The sequence below is a fragment of the Citrobacter sp. CK194 genome (assembly GCF_030333395.1).
GTDB classification, from domain to species: Bacteria; Pseudomonadota; Gammaproteobacteria; order Enterobacterales; family Enterobacteriaceae; genus Citrobacter_B; species Citrobacter_B koseri.
Genome location: NZ_JAOWGA010000018.1, coordinates 880,567 through 896,276, shown reverse-complemented (window position 1 = coordinate 896,276; position 15,710 = coordinate 880,567). Strand labels below are relative to the sequence as shown.

Genomic DNA, 15,710 nt, shown 5'->3' with positions numbered 1-15,710 from the left:
TTCTATTTTCTCAAGATGTAAGCTATAAGGTAAATAACATATATTGCGGCAAAAGCAATATTGAGATATAAGTAAGCATCGGGAAGATTATGCAATCTAAAATCAGTCACTATTTTAAATGAGATTATCAAAATTAATGATACTGGAAATGCTCTTTTATAAAAAAAACCAATCATCTTTCTGAAACGATTGTTATGAGATTTATAGAATTCACTTTCGAAAAGGAATATTTTCGTATTTGGATAATTTTTGTTAATTTCAGCTTCAAGCATAGCAATATACTTATATTGCATATCAATAAATATGCAACACTGTGAATATCTAATAAACAGAACTAATGAGGTTAGCCAAAATGTTGAAAGTAACAAAGCATTACCCGGCAATGAGTTCTTATCAACCTTTACATAATTAATAATTATAGAATTGAGAAAATCAATATTTACACTTTGAACAACGATTAACATTACAGAAAGAATCAAGAATAAAAACATCAAATCTCTTTGATTGTTAGCAGACTTGAGCCTATCAATGTTAAGCTTGTAATGTTCATGCAGTGAATCAAGCATTTTAAAATTTCTTAGTATAGTCAATGAATTGCAAGAAAATACATCAAATGAAACAAAAATTCAACACGTTTATGAGTCAAATCCTATAGACTATTTTAGCATAATAAATTCAATCACATACAACACCATACACTAACATTAAGACATACTAGCAGCAAGAGCTAACTCAGCGAAGCTGAGTAGTCTTGCTTTACTTGCTCTTCGATTAGTAAAGGAAAGCAAAATCTCAAATTCTTATTGGTCGCTTCGAATTCGTCAACATTAACTCATTTGTGATTATTGAATTAAAGTAGCCCTGATCGAGGAAATATAATAGTTGCTTCACTTCTCTTTTAGAGTTTGGCATAGTGATTTTATTGTCACCATTCACATTAGTTATACCTAATTGATACCCAATCTTCTGGGCACACTCAATTAGATTTTCAATAGGCTGATCGTTCAGTATTCCAGAACTTATTATCAAAGATACTTTCTTTTTAATTGCAGAATCTGCAAATGTCATAAAATCTTCAGCATTTTCCACATGAAATATATCATTACCGATAAAGTTGTCTAAATCCTCTCTAGTAGCTTCATTAAAATACTCTTCCATGTTAAAAAATCGCCGGAGCATAAAGAAACTCTTGAACAATAATTTATCACCCACAAGAATAGCAGTTAATCGATCACTAAGCGAAAAACCAGGACGAGTGGACACTGAGAATCTATTTCCAGGCTGAGTTACTACTTGGAAAAAGGATTTTTCATTATTAATTATTTGTCGTCTGTCGAAACATTGAAGCCAAACCTGAGTAGGATTACCATTCGAAGCTGGTTCACCCGTAAATAACGCTTTGAAATAATGAACTGACACATCATCGGGGTCCCAAACCGGAACAGCATCAGGCCGTTCGATTGCATTAATAATGCCTATTTCGTCATCAAATGGATTGATGGAAAATATTTCACCATCCTGAACATTATAAGATGCACAAAACTCTATCTCTTCGATATCTTCATTTATAAACTCACTTCTCTGAGTTCTAAATAGATTTTCCACTACCGTTTGTGCGGGAGCATCTATGTCAATCTTAATTATTCTAGTCGGTATTTCGCTGTCTGTGATCGCAAAAAGTTCCATATAATATCCTTATACAATCATATAGGTATGTTCAGTAAGCTTTTTTACCTTCAAACCTTTGATCTTCGCATTGGTAAGAGGTTTTGTTGACAAAAGAACAAAGCTCACCCCAGTATCATCTTCGGCTTCATAAAACTTGAATCCAAATATAATAGACAAAATTGGATTGAAACTATACGAAGACGAGTGCTTTATGTAGAAGAAAAGACTTAGATAAAAAAACAGGGCTAATCGCCAATCCATAAAAGTGGTCGGCCCAGATATAAGTGGAAATAAGTAAGTCAAGAAATAGTTAGTTATTTCCTTATCTGCCGGAGATGCCGATTCTAAGTTTTTCAATGTGACCGGATTATATTTTTGTGCTTGTTTGATTATAAAGACACAAAAAACTACACTTACGACAGCCAAAAGAATTGAGGAAACAAGAATCTTATAATTATCATTAATATAAGCTAAGAATGCCAATGTCAGGCAAACTGGGGCAACCGAACTAGCAGTCAAAGCATAACGAGCAAATCCATTAAGCATACACCACCCACCATAACTGTATAAAAAACCAGTATACATGAAGTCCGTGGTCATAGCGATCAGCCTTAGTGCTAAAGTTCATCGAACTCAATACATATTATAAAGTTCAGGTTGACAAACACAATTCATTTGGTAGATGTATTTTATCATCATAATCAATGATTTAACTCGACCAACCATTTTTGCATAAGGAAATGCTATGGAAAAATCTAATCATGACGATCAGCATCATGATCGTTTTAGGAAAGATAAAAATCTAAGGTTGTTACGCCATTTTTGTATCAGTGTGCGTTTGAATCAGGCAGAGCTTGAGCTTTTAAACAATAGAAGGGGCAAGCATAAAAAAGGGGAGTGGTTAAGATTAGCCTTTTTAAATCACACTCCAACCAACATCCCATTAGTAAATGTTGAAGCTTGGAAAATGTTGTCAGACATATCGCAAAAGCTAAATCGAATTGCGATCCATATCGATGGTAAGAGCAAAGACAGCAAGCTAACTCATACTGAATTGTTCGCTGTGAAACGACAACTGGAAGAGCTTCGCCATCACCTGCTAAATGCTGACATATGGAACAAACCCGATGAAGGGTATGCAGAAGATCAAAAGGGGTAAGAGCTTCGCTGGTGTGGTCCGGTATGCATTGAAGCCAGGTTCACATCATAAAAGTGATCCAATTGTAATTGGCGGGAACATGTTAGGTGGCTCTGCTCTTGAATTGATTTCCGAATTCAATGGCACAAAACAACTTCGCCCAGATGTTCAGAAGGCCGTTTGGCACAACTCGCTTCGCTTACCTGATACTGAATCAATATCGAATGACCAATGGGTAACCATAGCTGACGACTACATGAAGAGGATGGGGTTCAGTGATACTCATCTCCGTTGCTATGTGCTTCATGACGACGATGGCCAGCATATACACATCATTGCCAGCAGGATTGACATAGCCGGTGGGAAGCTCTACTTGGGTAAGAACGAAAACCTTATAAGCACACGGATCATTAGTGAACTCGAAATCGCTCACGGTTTGACAGTGACCAAGACAACACCTTCCATTACACCAAAGCAACAGAAGCGAAGAAAAGTTTCCCGTAATGAACAGATGCTTTCAGAACGGACTGGCCTTCCCTCCCCTAAAGAAGCTCTCCAGCAGATACTTGATAAAAGTTTGGCAGATACACCGGACCTTTTAACTTTTATCAAGAGGCTGGAAGAAGCTGAAGTATCCTGGAAGGCCAATATTGCCTCTACTGGTAAAATGAACGGCTTTTCTTTCGAATACACAGGAATAGCTTTCAAAGCTTCGCAATTGGGTAATAGCTACAGTTGGGCAAATCTTAGTAACCGACTCAACTACAACCCCGACCACTTAGAAGTTCTGCGAAAGGGTATACAGACGAAGGAAGCTCTTCCTGCTCCTGCTCCTGCTCCTGCTCCTGCTCCTGCTCCTGCTCCTGCTCCTGCTCCTGCTCCTGCTCCTGCTCCTGCTCCTGCAACAATTTTGGAAACCAGGGAGCAAAAGGAAAGTATCAGTGAAAAAATTGCTGAACTCGAACTGCGACTCAGAAAAGACAGACGAAACGAGATCGTTGAGAAGATTCTCCAAAAGAATGCGGTTAACCAGCAAAAGCATCTAAGGCTTATCGGCTGGCTTCCATTTCTTAGAAGGCTTGCAGAGCTTCTCCGAAGCTATGGTAAGAGCATTCTTCACAAGCCCCTCCCTGGATTCTCAAATCTCTATGTAACCCGACCTTTACATAAAGAAAGGAAAATTCATTTATAAACATAATCTTACCGCTTATCCCTGACAGCAATATCGTTTGGGTAGTGGTTAATTTAGGATAAGTCAACAATACATTGATCGTTATTACAGATCGATAAACTAGTTATGATAGTTTTTACCTATCGTGATTCAAACATCGATCGGTACAAGTGATTTTACTTTAGCCAGCCAGCCATCGAGAATCCTTACAAACACGCAGTAAATCTTCCGCCCTGGGGTTGCTATGAAAAACGAAACAATAAAGTGCCCGTTCTGCTTTACACAAAGTCCTCACGGTGTGCGGATTTGTAAAGGCTGCCATGCAAAGATCGCTTACGGTGAAAGCCCGCTCAGTGTGGCATTCCTGTTTCAATTCGTGGCATTTGGTCTCGCGTGGTTAGCATTTTCGTGGACCGGCAGCACTCTTGTATCAGTCATTACGTTTTTCGTAAGCATCATTATTCTTATCTATAAAATTAAAAAGACGTATGCAGACAGAGTTGTTTTTATACGGTGAAATTAATTTCACACAATCGCAAACATAAAATGAGAAAGTAAATGAACCGATTTATAACGTCCTCTTTTTTTATTATTGTCTTCCTGCTTTCTGGCTGTTCAACATCAGGGAACCAGAACCTTAAAAACGAAACACCACAAAGCCTCCAGTCAAAGATCATTAAAAACAAAACAACTAAGACGGAATTACTCTCTAAGTTAGGTGAGCCTGATACAAGAACCACACTCGATGACGGAAATGAGCAGTGGAAATATTTCATCTCTAACAATCAGTTCAGTGCAACGACTTTCATTCCAGTTGTGGGGCTGTTTACTGGCGGTTCTCAGACTCAGTCTAAAACTCTTGAGATCGACTTCAAGGGAGAGACCGTAAGTAAATGGACTTTCTCCTCTGATAACAACAACACCAAGACTGGTATTCTTAATTAATTATTTCTGGATAAGAAAATGAAAATATACTCAATCCTCACAGTTTTCCTTACCACACTTCTTTTAACCGCATGTAACAGTGAACCATCCCAAGACGATATATATAATGCTTTCAAAAGTGTCGTAGATAGATCAAATGCAAGTATGAAATCTCTGAACTCAAGTATTCCCGAAAAAGACCTTTTGAAAATTGATTATGTAAAAAAAGTTAGTTGCACAGAAGAAGTAAATAATGTTTATAACTGCATTGTCGATGCCTCAATTAGCAATATGAAACAGACAAAGCCTGTTAAGCTTGTGAAAGCTGATGGTATCTGGAAAGAAGTTCAGTAGTAGCCTATATCAAGAAGTCTCTTTTAGCCCCTGCATAGGGGCTATTTATTGCCTATAACCTGACGGTTCTTACGCGAACTTCATGGGTTAACTCTTTCTCAATTACTTTCATTTCATATTGTGCTCTGACAGTAGCATAGATTTCCTCTGCTTTTTCTTGATTGTTATCTATGTAATTAACAAGCGAGTTTAGTTCCCTAATAACTCCTTCTTTGTTATTTAATCGTTGTAGAAGATTGCTTGTCAGACTTTTGTATACCGAGCTAAACATAGTCATTATGTTATCAATATTACGATTGGATTTGGAATAAATCCTTTTAGGGTAGAAATACTTCAAATGGTATCCCACAAAAATTAAGTAAAGCTGGTATGAGAAATTTTTATCACCTGGCTGGTATCGTTTTGAGATATATTTATCGACGATAATGATAAGTTGCTCTTCCAGAGTAAACTCTGGATAGATAATGTTCTTGTCCATAAAATGCATCCTTGCATTAGTTAAATAGTCTTCCTGACCATATATTTATATTTATCGCATTTATTCAACTTGTCAATAGGTGTAACCTATCAAGTATTATTTTTTATTAAATGGCCTATTCAACTGTTCCATAGTAAGACCGTGTCTATAAGCATTATACTGCCAATAGCTAAATTGCTCTTTGTATCTATTGTTCTGTTTTTTCAACATTTCGTTTTCGGCTTTAAGGTTTATTATTTGTTGTGCCGCAATAGTTAAGTTAGCTGGTTTCTTTAGACCAGATTTTTTCAAATTGGACAAACTTTTCTTTGTTCTATATGCTTCAACAACTTCATCATGAGCACTTAAAGATTGCCTTGTGATAGTTCTGTTTAGATTCTTATAAACTGATTCACATAAATCACTCCATGTGATTTTACCGTCCCAAGTCAGTATAATGTGTTTAATTGCCTTTATCTCACTCCTGTTCAAATGTTTTGCCATAAGTATCTCCTGTTTTAATTATTCAAAAGCTTATTAATTCTTTCCAAATTTTTTTCATGGTGTTGCAACCATTTGTCTGCACCATAATCACCATTTTCATAAGCGATCTGAGTTATTCTCTTTAATTGCATTACTTTCTCTCGGACAGATTGCAGTCTAATTCTATCTACTGAATTAATGCCCAGTGTTTCATTATCACACTCAATAACCTGATTAATTTTTACACAAGGCTTGATTAAATAGTTATGTACACAGTAACCAAATTCAGTTAAGTGTATTGCACCTTGATTAAGGTTATCAAAATCAATTGTCAATTCATTTGTGGGTGTTGACTCCCTTTGACAGTAATTACTCCTATTCAATTTAATAGCTTTGATTTTATCTAACATATCTTCTTCTGACACATGGTTATAAACTCTGTTCTGATTCGCATTGATACGACCAGACCATTTAGCTATATCCAGTTCAGACATTTCACCATAATGGGCTATTGTGTTTAAAAGGTGCCGTGGCTGGTGTGAGCGAATAAGTAGTGGTTTACCTTCATCATCATAATACCCATATCGGGAAAATATATTTTTATAATTCATCTCATAGCTTTTTTTACTTTGTATATCACTGAAAAAGAAACTTTTAGTAGGCTTATAAAATGTGAAAATTGAAGTCATTCTTGATAAAGAAAATTGATCAGTATTGAGCAAGCATAAAGCATTACTAAATTTTATGGATTTTTCTTTATCATACCATGGAAAGTCTCTGCTAAAATTAGAACTAATAATTTCCCACAAATCACTCAATGAATAGTTGTAATCATTGTGGTTTAAGAAGCTTTTCCCACCATCCAAACTCGTTCTTTTAATTTTTAAAACACATGATTTATGATCAAATAAATGATATCCCAGTGCATGGCAAACTTGTACAACGGTCAATTTAGCTTTTTCATCAACTGTTGGGCAAAGCTCATGTCGGTAAAATTTATCCGGGTACTTTTCGCACCAGTGAGCAAGTGCTCTTGCATGTTGTGATAAGGAAAGTAATCTTCTAATCGCTTTCTTTGCAACTGGTATCATAACCCGTGGAATCCATTTGATATTAGGACCATACCCTTTTACCGAATAAAATCTCAACCCATATCTTTCGATACCCTTGCCATCTATTTGTGTAATTCCACAATCAGCAGGTAAGGCTAAAATTTCAGAGATTCTGCTCGGACAACAAAGTAGAAGTGCAAATACTGAACTGGTGAACTTATCCCTTGGACTCAGTAACTCATCATTTTGTGAAAAAATATCAGCAATAGCGAGTAATGCCTCTTCATCTGGTAACTTATCGCTTCGGTGATAATCCTCAATCTCAGGAAGATAATTGTTTTTGACTTTCTGTTTTACATGATTTTTCCATGAGATATATCCTGACTTCACAAGATTATGTTCACATAGAAACTTTGATATTTTTTCAAGCTGTATTCCACATTTAGCTAAAACGTTACCTTCAAAATATTTACTCCCGATCTGCATTGCCTCATCGAAAACAACGGCTGTAACATTATAAATGAGACCAGTGTTCTGAACCTGCAAAAGGGCCTGTTCGAGACATCGCAAGGCCATCATAATAACCCCATAATTTTTCAATGGTTTCAATGAGTGTTGATATCTGATATATGCTTTCGCAAAATTGATATAATCTTCGTGCATTGCATCAATGGAATCAAAGACTTTATTTCCAACCCCTATTTTTCTAAATGTTACATATCCTTTCCAGGCATACTGCTCCCAATCCTGAGTTTGGGTTAGTCCGGGCAGTTGATAGCGACAAAATTTTATAAACTCATTATAATTTTCTTCTACAAGAATATGTTTTTTTGATTTGAAAAAAAATAATATTTTTCATAGTTGATTCACCTCACTGCGATCAATCGGAATAAAAAATATACATTGATTGCAAGGGAATCCTGAATTCTGACTCTGGCATCTACTTGAAGAAAAAAATTTGAAATGACAACTCTTTTTCGATTTGATTCCGTTCATAAAAATATCAGCGACAAATGACAATTGCTCTGAAACAGCGGAATCAATCCTTTCAACACTGTCAGCATGATTTTTAATATAAATCCCCGCACTTGAAGTAGAGGAATGATCCAATAATTCAGCTATAGTATTAACATTATGCCCATCCTTAGCCAGCATAGTTGCTATTGTATAACGAAGCCTACGAGGAGTAACATTTAGTATCGAATCGGTACGGTTGGATATTACACCCTCATTATTAACAATACTTTTCAATACTACATTAGCAATTGTAGGCTTCGCATATAATTTATTATATTCCAGAAGAATTGAACCTGTTATGGATAAATCTGAGAGTTTTTCCTCATTTAAGAAAATAGGAACTTCTCGTTTAGAATAATCATCAAGAGTTTTTCCAAGAGCTTGCTCAACAAGTTTCACTGATTGATTAGCTTGCAATTGAACAATTGATGCAACCTCTGATATTATTGCAAGTTCTCGATATCGTAGTTCTTTACCCCGTTGTTTAACTCGTGGCACTGAAATTACATATTCTACTTTGCCATTATCTAAGTTTTTTTGAAGAAGGTCTTTATATTTCAACATAACTAACTGCTGAGGTCTTCTACCTGTAAGGCTGATCAATAGTGATATTGCATAATGTGGCAGTGACAGTTCACCTTTTCTATATGCATGATTCATAGCCTTAATCAAAGAAGTATGTTCTTCTTTAGTTAGTGGTCCCTCTGTTGGATCATCTTGAAGCACAGACTGACCAGATTTTTTTATCTTTAGGTCCAAATGCTTTAACAGCTCTACCGCACTTTCATCTATTCCTGGATATCCTAACTCGAACCATTTAATCAAAAATGGTCGTAAAACGCGAAATGATGCCGGGGCTTTTGATAATTTCTTATTTTGATATTCAATTAGAACCTTATCATCAATATGAGTAGGAGATAGTTTACGGATAAGACTCTCCATATTTCTAACAATATTTTTCACATACAAATAGCTGTTGCTATTAAAATAACATTGTACTGTATATACAAATCCACAAACCAAATTTTCGTTCATAGCATATATTAAGTTTGTAAGATTGATTCCGTTATTTTCAATCGAACTGACGATTTTATGTTCATGCAAAGATATTTTATCAGATTTATTTTTAATTAAATTATTCATCAAATTCTCCTTTGAATAGTTGCTCTTGTTGTTCAAGTGCAGTTTTTTTCGATAGCTCAAAAATATGCCTGCGATTATAAATCATTGAAGTTTCTGAACCCGGTCGCCATCCCATGAGATAAGAACGAATTTGTTGCTCTTTTTCATCGGATATGTCCTGATTCTTGTCTATTGCTTTAGAAAACTCATAATTCCACGTATGTCTGAGTTTGTGACCTGTCAATCCCCCTAGAAGTGAGGAGGATTGACGAACAACACTCACCACTTTGTGATATGAAGAAAATGAAATAGGTTGCCCTTGAGTTTTTCCTGCTTTATAAGTAATAAATAGGAAATCATGTTTGTTAGAATTTTTTATCTTTCTTCGATCATTCAGAATATAATCTGAAATTTCAAACATGAGCTTTGTATCAGCAATTAATTTCCTCTCACAAGTTTTAACTAATGGCTGATACACTCGCGGATCTGTTTTATCATTTGCTCTTCTTCTTATTGCAATTGTCGATTCTGCAAAATCTATATCACCAATTCGCAGATTCAAAAGTTCACCTACTCTCAGGCCGAAGCAGTGTAATAGCAGAAATATTAGATTGTTTCTTTTTTGCACTTTTTCTGAAAAAGGATTTAATTTACTACCCGGTGCAAGAATGCTAAACAAAGAATCCAATTGTTCTTTATCTAAGCTTTTTTCTATATCCATATTATATTTGTCATTGTTTCTCGGTTTCTTTCGTTTTATGTTGTTAATGAAATCTAAAATATATTTGAGAGTATCCTTCTGTCCTGTATGAGAAAGATGTATTTTGCACAGCCATTCCAGATAGTTAGCTATGGTTGTAATCCGAAAGTACTTAGTTGGTTTTTTGACATTTGAACTCCTAAAATTATCATCCTCGCCATCTCGGAAATTGAATGAAGTGAATTCAATCAAATCTTCAATTTCATGAGGAGCCAGAAATATCTTTTTCTGAATTCTTTCATCAATATTGATCTCTTTCCTCATAAAAAATCGATATAACAATGAAATGCTCCCAGCGATAACCTTCATTGTTGATATAGACTCTGACCGATTCCTGACTTGTGTTGTTATATACAAGTTTGGATAATACAATGGCTCACCAGTATCTTTATTTACAACATGACAATATCTCTCACCATTTTCGAACATAAAAGAATCCACACAAATACTGCACATATTTTCCTCCTAAACTTTACAAAAAGTATAATTCCAATATATTAATAATAAGCATTTCGTAGATTTACAAATTTATTTGGTTCGATTAAGATATTTATTTAAATTAAAACAGTGAGATAGACGATTATTCTTGTCAAATTATCATCTGGTAGATCTAGTTGATGTTATGTACACCTAATACTTCGAAAACTATCTCACTGCCTTGCTAATAAACGACAACCAAAATAATGTAATTTATTCTGTAAAGTTTTAAGGTAAATTATGCAGCCAAACTTTACACTTTCATAAAAAGCTCTTAATCCATTAGATATAAAATTATCCGCTTCGCTAGGAGTTTCAATTCATCAGGACATTTAATTAGAGATAACCAGGTCTCGTAAACATATATCTGTTTGCAAGCATTAAGCTCAGAGATCGAGTCTAAAGGTTCTCTCAGATTTCCTACAAGGTACTGACTGAGCCAGTAAATGATTTCTTTATTAAACTCGTTATTAGGTAAGTCATAAATCACTTCTTGGTCAAAGATCTTGTAAAAAAGATCTCCGCATAAATTGCACATATGGTTTTCTTCGCTTACAAATTCTTCGATATTCATAAAATCGCTCCTATGTTCAATTAAGCAACATTATTTCGACTTGTTTCGATAACAGACTGAATCCAGGTATCAATCTCACTTTCAACGAAAGCTACTGCACGACTTCCAATTTTGACAGGAGCAGGAAACTTACCATCGTTGATCAGACGATATATCCAGGCTTTTCCGTAGCCAGTTCGTTCGAGAACTTCTGGTAAGCGTATGAGGCGGGTTGCTTGATTTTTCATTTCGTTATCCCTTGTCGTTGCGGTGAAGTCACTATACGAGCAGTTGGGAAAAGAAAAGAGCGAAGCTCCTGAAGCGGAGGTTCTTCGTAGCTATGCAGGATGGTTTTCTCGAAGTTGGTGCCGTACAGAAAAGGGGAACTTGAGAGTAGCTGAAATTCCCCCGTTTTATAGCAAGTGTCAAAATGCCCGGTTTAAAGTAAAAATCGCAAAAAAAAAGCACCATTCACAATGATGCCTTTAGTTAATTTTCACAATTAAAACAAATAGTTATAAATGTAATTCTAATCCGATAGTTTCATTACATCAGAGACTTTCATTTGCTTCAAATGGCTATTTTTGTTCATGAAGTAATGGAATTGTCGGATAAAGTCAGTTGTGCAGGATTTAAGAGCCAAAGGCCTGTCGGTATCTTTGATTTGGCTAGACTGCCTCATTTCGCTTTCTTCGTCATCGTCTGTATATAGCAGTCTGGATAACCTGTCGTCAGAGACACGGATTTTTTTAACGGCTGCCCACACCAGGATATCCAGCATAGGTATCACACGATAACTGATGAGTTTCTTGATAGTTCCATACCCAAAGCGAACTGATTCTAAAGGATCTGGTTCGATACCTTTGATTTTACGCCACTGCGGTAATGCAGCTTTAAGCGACTCTGCAATCTCTTCGTCTGTGCCACTTGCCAAATCAATCTCGAACATGACTGTTCGTGAAAACTGATCTGGCATAATATCTGAAAGTGATTCTTCCCGAAGATCTCTGTTTATTGAATAATTGTCATCACCATCCCAAACAAAACCTCCGCGTTGCATAGCAATGATGCTCGTTTCAGCAAGGCGATCAAGAGTTGTTAGAAAAAAATGGGGAGGCTGAAAAAGTTTGTTGGCAGGAGTCATGTATCCCAGTTGCCCTTCTTCAATTAAAAAAGGATTGCCACTGAAAATTTTTGAGAAGTAACCCATAAGAGTTCTGCTCTCAAACTCTTCCCGATATTCCTTAAAGAACAAGTTACGAGCCCATATCTCATGGTAAAACTGGAGCAATGAGAGGTCTTCAAATTTGCGATATGTATCAATCTTAAACCAACTCTTGATGTCTTTTGTGTGCTCTGGTGACCAGTTGTTCAAAATCCATTCTCCACCTATGCTGGTACTGCCCTACGGATAGAATTCAGTTTTGCTGAAAAACTACCGCATTCACTAATCGGTGAAAAGCAGATCCTGCTTACGCAGTTCAGCTACCAGCAGGGAGTTGAACTGAAGAATTTGTTTCCTTTTGATACAATTCTCCAATCCGCTAATCGTGAGAACCCATACCATTACGATTTATGGTTCCTTTTTAGAACCACACATAAAATTCAAATTTTAAATAATATTAAAAATCAATGGAATGAATAGCTAATTACAGGGACGCCAGCCAATCATGATTGGACAGTACCAGGACAGCACTAATAAAAACAGGAAGTTAGCGGTCTCGGCAAGACACCGACCAGACGGTGAGGGGACAAAAAAGGATACGCAAAGGAGCCGCGGCTCCCGAGTGACAAAAAAGCCCGCTAATGCGGGCTTTTTTGTTTTACTTCACCAGCAAGCAAACCGCCGCATCATGGCAGTATGAAGATGAGCTAAGGATAGGCTTTTGTATCAGCTCAATGTTCATATAAAAACATTTCGAACTTTGGTGCACAAAACTACATAGGGATAACTTCATGTCTCTTCGTTTCAGACAAACCTTTACTCTGTTTCCTGGCGTTAGGCTCAACATTGGTAAGCGTGGAATAAGCGCAAGCATCGGTGTACCTGGTGCAACTGTCAATGTTGGGAAAAAAGGACTCAGAGCGACCGTCGGACTACCGGGTACAGGCTTATCTTATACTACACCTACCCTGCCCTATGGTGATGGGCACTCTGTTACCAATCCATTAACTCCGTCCTCCACAGAACCTCATTTTGGAATGCCGGAGGCATCCCCAAGTAACATCCCATCGAACGCTAAAATATATATGCCCATGGCTGGCATGAATGAAATTTCCAGCGCTTCGGTAGAAGTCCTGACAAGTTCCTCCCTTTTACCTTTACGAGATTTGATTGCTAAAGCGCGAGAACAAAGGGCAGAGATAAAAGCAGATCTACAAGAGGCTCTTACTGAAGAATCAAAACAAAAGAACGAGCTGGTTCGACGCAAATCAAGTCTATTCCGTTGGTTTTACAAACGACGCATCACAGAACTTGAGACAGAACTCCCCCTAACGCAAGCTGAGATATCTCGCCTGATATCCTGGGAAGGCAACACAAAAATAGCCATAACCTTCGAGAGCAGTGATACTTCACAGCGCGCATATGCAGCAATGGTCCGTGCATTCGATATATTAAAATCGAGTGTCAAAAAATGGGATATTACTGCAGATAAAGCTACAGACCAGTTTGCTGAAAGAACATTAGCAACCCGGTCTGTTAATCGTCACCCAGTTACCTTTGATTTCAGTTCAACGGATCTCATTCAATTTACAGGTCGTGCAATGCGGTTTGAAAATGTGAATGGCGACGATATTTTGCTTTATCCGGGAGTTGCAGTCATACCACGAGCTGATGGGGCGTTCGCTCTGATTGATTTACGCGAATTACAAGTCAGTTCAGAATATCGAAGATTCCATGAGGAAGAAGGTGTTCCCAGTGATTCACGCATAGATGGGCATACATGGGCGAAAACGAATAAGAATGGCTCGCCAGACCGTCGATTTAAAGACAACTACCAAATCCCTATTTGCATTTATGGAAATATTACTTTCCATTCTCAAACAGGGGTAACTGAAGAATATATGGTATCAAATGCAGATGCCGCGCAAGCCTTTGCTGAGGCAGTAAAACGCTATCAGACCTCACTCACTGAATCTGATGCGTTGGTACAAGCCTAACTTATCGCAGATATGGGGTGTCGGGGGGAGGAGGTTCAAATCCTCTCGTGCCGACCAAAATCCCTTAGAAAAACCAACCTCTTACGGTTGGTTTTTTATGCCTGTTTTTTGCACGGGAAGCTTCGGGGTAAAACCGCTCTCCCTGTTCCAACGCCTGAACTCAGGACATTTGCCATCGTCAGCAAAGACCAGACTGGACATCTGGTGCTTGAGTACAAAAACAGGCAGTGGGTTCCTGTACTGACCCGGCTTTTTGATGATTCAGCACATGCTATTTCAGCTATAACCAGCCTGAGCAAAAAGACGTGGCATTAATACTTAAAACACATTGATCCGTCATGCCGGGCAGATACAATCTGCGGCGGCTGGCAACATTCTATATTCGCACGCCAGCTGTCCGTACCATGCTCTTTCATGCGGCGTGGTTGCTACTCTATTAATTCTACTGATGAGAATCTTGCAGTAGATCGCATACGACCTTGCCGCTCTCACCACTTTCACAGCCTTCCTGTTACGCCATATAAAGCAACTCGATTGGGAATTTCCAGTTACTGACGCAAATACGGAACATACAATCACATACACATCTTTACATTTGGTGGTTTTCATGAATACTACTAAATGATTATGTTAACACGATGAAATTCAACGGATGAAATATGAATATATTTGAACAAACTCCACCAAACCGCAGGCGTTATGGCCTGGCTGCATTTATTGGGTTAATCGCTGGTATCGTATCAGCATTTGTTAAATGGGGCGCTGAAGTACCTTTGCCACCCCGCAGTCCGACTGATATGTTCACTGCTGCATGCGGGCCGGAATCATTAATCAGGGCTGCCGGGCAAATTGACTGTTCCCGCAATTTCCTGAATCCCCCTTATATTTTTCTTCGTGACTGGATGGGGCTTGCTGATCCTAACGCTGCCGTCTACACCTTTGCCGGGCATGTGTTTAACTGGGTTGGTGTAACACACATCATCTTTTCGATTGTCTTCGCAGTGGGTTACTGTGTTGTTGCTGAAGTTTTCCCCAAAATTAAGCTCTGGCAGGGTTTGCTGGCTGGTGCGCTGGCACAGCTTTTCGTACATATGATTTCCTTCCCTCTCATGGGGCTGACTCCACCTTTGGTTGACCTTCCATGGTATGAGAATGTATCCGAAATTTTTGGACATTTAATCTGGTTCTGGTCTATCGAAATTATCCGTCGGGATCTGCGTAACAGGATTACTCATCAACCAGACCCGGAGATCCCTTTGGGAACAAGCCGGTGACAAATTCTTAATGTGGTAAAATGGCGCAAACACAGCGCCATTTTTTAGTATCCATTTACTGAACTCCTGAGTTGCCTGTTTTAATCTCTCGCTAATCC

Annotated in this window: 18 protein-coding genes; 7 read left to right on the top strand and 11 right to left on the bottom strand. The window is 37.6% G+C overall.

The window, feature by feature from the left end:
- Positions 1 to 2: 2 nt before the first annotated feature.
- From OGX80_RS16015 to OGX80_RS16005, 3 genes are all read right to left on the bottom strand, one after another.
- A complete protein-coding gene (locus tag OGX80_RS16015) occupies positions 3 to 566 on the bottom strand; it encodes a hypothetical protein (protein WP_022066192.1) in 564 nt (187 codons plus the stop codon).
- A gap of 226 nt (positions 567 to 792) precedes the next feature.
- Positions 793 to 1,686: a Kiwa anti-phage protein KwaB-like domain-containing protein gene (locus tag OGX80_RS16010; RefSeq protein WP_022066191.1), complete on the bottom strand. Its 894-nt coding sequence runs from the start codon at positions 1,684 to 1,686 to the stop codon at positions 793 to 795.
- A gap of 9 nt (positions 1,687 to 1,695) precedes the next feature.
- Positions 1,696 to 2,268, bottom strand: a complete 573-nt coding sequence (locus tag OGX80_RS16005) for a KwaA family protein (protein WP_022066190.1) — start codon at positions 2,266 to 2,268, stop codon at positions 1,696 to 1,698.
- Between the two features lie 145 nt (positions 2,269 to 2,413).
- Between OGX80_RS16005 and OGX80_RS16000 the strand changes: the two genes are divergently transcribed.
- From OGX80_RS16000 to OGX80_RS15980, 5 genes are all read left to right on the top strand, one after another.
- On the top strand, positions 2,414 to 2,827 hold the full coding sequence (locus OGX80_RS16000; RefSeq protein ID WP_286471332.1) for a hypothetical protein: 414 nt from the start codon (positions 2,414 to 2,416) through the stop codon (positions 2,825 to 2,827).
- Positions 2,796 to 3,998 carry a relaxase/mobilization nuclease domain-containing protein gene (locus OGX80_RS15995; protein WP_286471330.1) on the top strand — a complete coding sequence of 401 codons (1,203 nt, stop codon included), beginning with the start codon at positions 2,796 to 2,798 and terminating at the stop codon, positions 3,996 to 3,998. The genes OGX80_RS16000 and OGX80_RS15995 overlap by 32 nt, the downstream gene beginning before the upstream one ends.
- Positions 3,999 to 4,221: 223 nt before the next feature.
- The gene (locus OGX80_RS15990; protein ID WP_000787429.1) at positions 4,222 to 4,494 is read left to right on the top strand and encodes a hypothetical protein; all 273 of its coding nucleotides are present in this window, start codon (positions 4,222 to 4,224) and stop codon (positions 4,492 to 4,494) included.
- A gap of 41 nt (positions 4,495 to 4,535) precedes the next feature.
- Positions 4,536 to 4,922 carry an SEN1984 family lipoprotein gene (locus tag OGX80_RS15985; RefSeq protein ID WP_286471329.1) on the top strand — a complete coding sequence of 129 codons (387 nt, stop codon included), beginning with the start codon at positions 4,536 to 4,538 and terminating at the stop codon, positions 4,920 to 4,922.
- A gap of 18 nt (positions 4,923 to 4,940) precedes the next feature.
- Positions 4,941 to 5,255, top strand: a complete 315-nt coding sequence (locus OGX80_RS15980) for a cell wall-binding protein (protein ID WP_104672880.1) — start codon at positions 4,941 to 4,943, stop codon at positions 5,253 to 5,255.
- 52 nt (positions 5,256 to 5,307) lie between these two features.
- Here OGX80_RS15980 and OGX80_RS15975 read toward each other — a convergent pair whose 3' ends face one another.
- The 8 genes from OGX80_RS15975 to OGX80_RS15940 all read right to left on the bottom strand — a co-directional run bounded on the left by OGX80_RS15975 (position 5,308) and on the right by OGX80_RS15940 (position 12,551).
- Positions 5,308 to 5,733, bottom strand: coding sequence for a hypothetical protein (locus OGX80_RS15975; RefSeq protein WP_022065655.1), 426 nt, complete (start codon positions 5,731 to 5,733; stop codon positions 5,308 to 5,310).
- Between the two features lie 96 nt (positions 5,734 to 5,829).
- The gene (locus tag OGX80_RS15970; RefSeq protein WP_001625709.1) at positions 5,830 to 6,216 is read right to left on the bottom strand and encodes a hypothetical protein; all 387 of its coding nucleotides are present in this window, start codon (positions 6,214 to 6,216) and stop codon (positions 5,830 to 5,832) included.
- Between the two features lie 14 nt (positions 6,217 to 6,230).
- Positions 6,231 to 8,099, bottom strand: coding sequence for a DNA-binding protein (locus tag OGX80_RS15965; RefSeq protein ID WP_286471338.1), 1,869 nt, complete (start codon positions 8,097 to 8,099; stop codon positions 6,231 to 6,233).
- Positions 8,100 to 8,102: 3 nt separating this feature from the next.
- Positions 8,103 to 9,407: a site-specific integrase gene (locus OGX80_RS15960; protein WP_286471328.1), complete on the bottom strand. Its 1,305-nt coding sequence runs from the start codon at positions 9,405 to 9,407 to the stop codon at positions 8,103 to 8,105.
- Positions 9,400 to 10,602, bottom strand: coding sequence for a tyrosine-type recombinase/integrase (locus tag OGX80_RS15955; protein ID WP_022065652.1), 1,203 nt, complete (start codon positions 10,600 to 10,602; stop codon positions 9,400 to 9,402). The genes OGX80_RS15960 and OGX80_RS15955 overlap by 8 nt, the downstream gene beginning before the upstream one ends.
- Before the next feature lie 295 nt (positions 10,603 to 10,897).
- The gene (locus OGX80_RS15950) at positions 10,898 to 11,197 is read right to left on the bottom strand and encodes a hypothetical protein (RefSeq protein ID WP_001019190.1); all 300 of its coding nucleotides are present in this window, start codon (positions 11,195 to 11,197) and stop codon (positions 10,898 to 10,900) included.
- 20 nt (positions 11,198 to 11,217) lie between these two features.
- Positions 11,218 to 11,424: a helix-turn-helix transcriptional regulator gene (locus OGX80_RS15945; protein ID WP_000795663.1), complete on the bottom strand. Its 207-nt coding sequence runs from the start codon at positions 11,422 to 11,424 to the stop codon at positions 11,218 to 11,220.
- A 281-nt stretch (positions 11,425 to 11,705) separates the two neighbouring features.
- On the bottom strand, positions 11,706 to 12,551 hold the full coding sequence (locus OGX80_RS15940; RefSeq protein WP_001067212.1) for a DUF6387 family protein: 846 nt from the start codon (positions 12,549 to 12,551) through the stop codon (positions 11,706 to 11,708).
- 581 nt (positions 12,552 to 13,132) lie between these two features.
- Here OGX80_RS15940 and OGX80_RS15935 point away from each other — a divergent pair.
- Together OGX80_RS15935 and OGX80_RS15930 are read left to right on the top strand one after the other, a co-directional pair.
- The gene (locus tag OGX80_RS15935) at positions 13,133 to 14,338 is read left to right on the top strand and encodes a DUF4236 domain-containing protein (protein WP_115181264.1); all 1,206 of its coding nucleotides are present in this window, start codon (positions 13,133 to 13,135) and stop codon (positions 14,336 to 14,338) included.
- Between the two features lie 659 nt (positions 14,339 to 14,997).
- Positions 14,998 to 15,612 carry a YagU family protein gene (locus OGX80_RS15930; protein WP_024130867.1) on the top strand — a complete coding sequence of 205 codons (615 nt, stop codon included), beginning with the start codon at positions 14,998 to 15,000 and terminating at the stop codon, positions 15,610 to 15,612.
- The last annotated feature ends 98 nt before the right edge of the window (positions 15,613 to 15,710 follow it).

What these genes read in the sequence shown, in the direction of transcription:
- OGX80_RS15960 (WP_286471328.1), bottom strand. Translation starts at nt 9,407, where the DNA reads ATGAATAATTTAATTAAAAATAAATCTGATAAAATATCTTTGCATGAA.
- OGX80_RS15935 (WP_115181264.1), top strand. Translation starts at nt 13,133, where the DNA reads ATGTCTCTTCGTTTCAGACAAACCTTTACTCTGTTTCCTGGCGTTAGG.
- OGX80_RS15980 (WP_104672880.1), top strand. Translation starts at nt 4,941, where the DNA reads ATGAAAATATACTCAATCCTCACAGTTTTCCTTACCACACTTCTTTTA.
- OGX80_RS15990 (WP_000787429.1), top strand. Translation starts at nt 4,222, where the DNA reads ATGAAAAACGAAACAATAAAGTGCCCGTTCTGCTTTACACAAAGTCCT.
- OGX80_RS15970 (WP_001625709.1), bottom strand. Translation starts at nt 6,216, where the DNA reads ATGGCAAAACATTTGAACAGGAGTGAGATAAAGGCAATTAAACACATT.
- OGX80_RS15955 (WP_022065652.1), bottom strand. Translation starts at nt 10,602, where the DNA reads ATGTGCAGTATTTGTGTGGATTCTTTTATGTTCGAAAATGGTGAGAGA.
- OGX80_RS16005 (WP_022066190.1), bottom strand. Translation starts at nt 2,268, where the DNA reads ATGACCACGGACTTCATGTATACTGGTTTTTTATACAGTTATGGTGGG.
- OGX80_RS15985 (WP_286471329.1), top strand. Translation starts at nt 4,536, where the DNA reads ATGAACCGATTTATAACGTCCTCTTTTTTTATTATTGTCTTCCTGCTT.
- OGX80_RS15930 (WP_024130867.1), top strand. Translation starts at nt 14,998, where the DNA reads ATGAATATATTTGAACAAACTCCACCAAACCGCAGGCGTTATGGCCTG.
- OGX80_RS16015 (WP_022066192.1), bottom strand. Translation starts at nt 566, where the DNA reads ATGCTTGATTCACTGCATGAACATTACAAGCTTAACATTGATAGGCTC.
- OGX80_RS16000 (WP_286471332.1), top strand. Translation starts at nt 2,414, where the DNA reads ATGGAAAAATCTAATCATGACGATCAGCATCATGATCGTTTTAGGAAA.
- OGX80_RS15950 (WP_001019190.1), bottom strand. Translation starts at nt 11,197, where the DNA reads ATGAATATCGAAGAATTTGTAAGCGAAGAAAACCATATGTGCAATTTA.
- OGX80_RS15945 (WP_000795663.1), bottom strand. Translation starts at nt 11,424, where the DNA reads ATGAAAAATCAAGCAACCCGCCTCATACGCTTACCAGAAGTTCTCGAA.
- OGX80_RS15975 (WP_022065655.1), bottom strand. Translation starts at nt 5,733, where the DNA reads ATGGACAAGAACATTATCTATCCAGAGTTTACTCTGGAAGAGCAACTT.
- OGX80_RS16010 (WP_022066191.1), bottom strand. Translation starts at nt 1,686, where the DNA reads ATGGAACTTTTTGCGATCACAGACAGCGAAATACCGACTAGAATAATT.
- OGX80_RS15995 (WP_286471330.1), top strand. Translation starts at nt 2,796, where the DNA reads ATGAAGGGTATGCAGAAGATCAAAAGGGGTAAGAGCTTCGCTGGTGTG.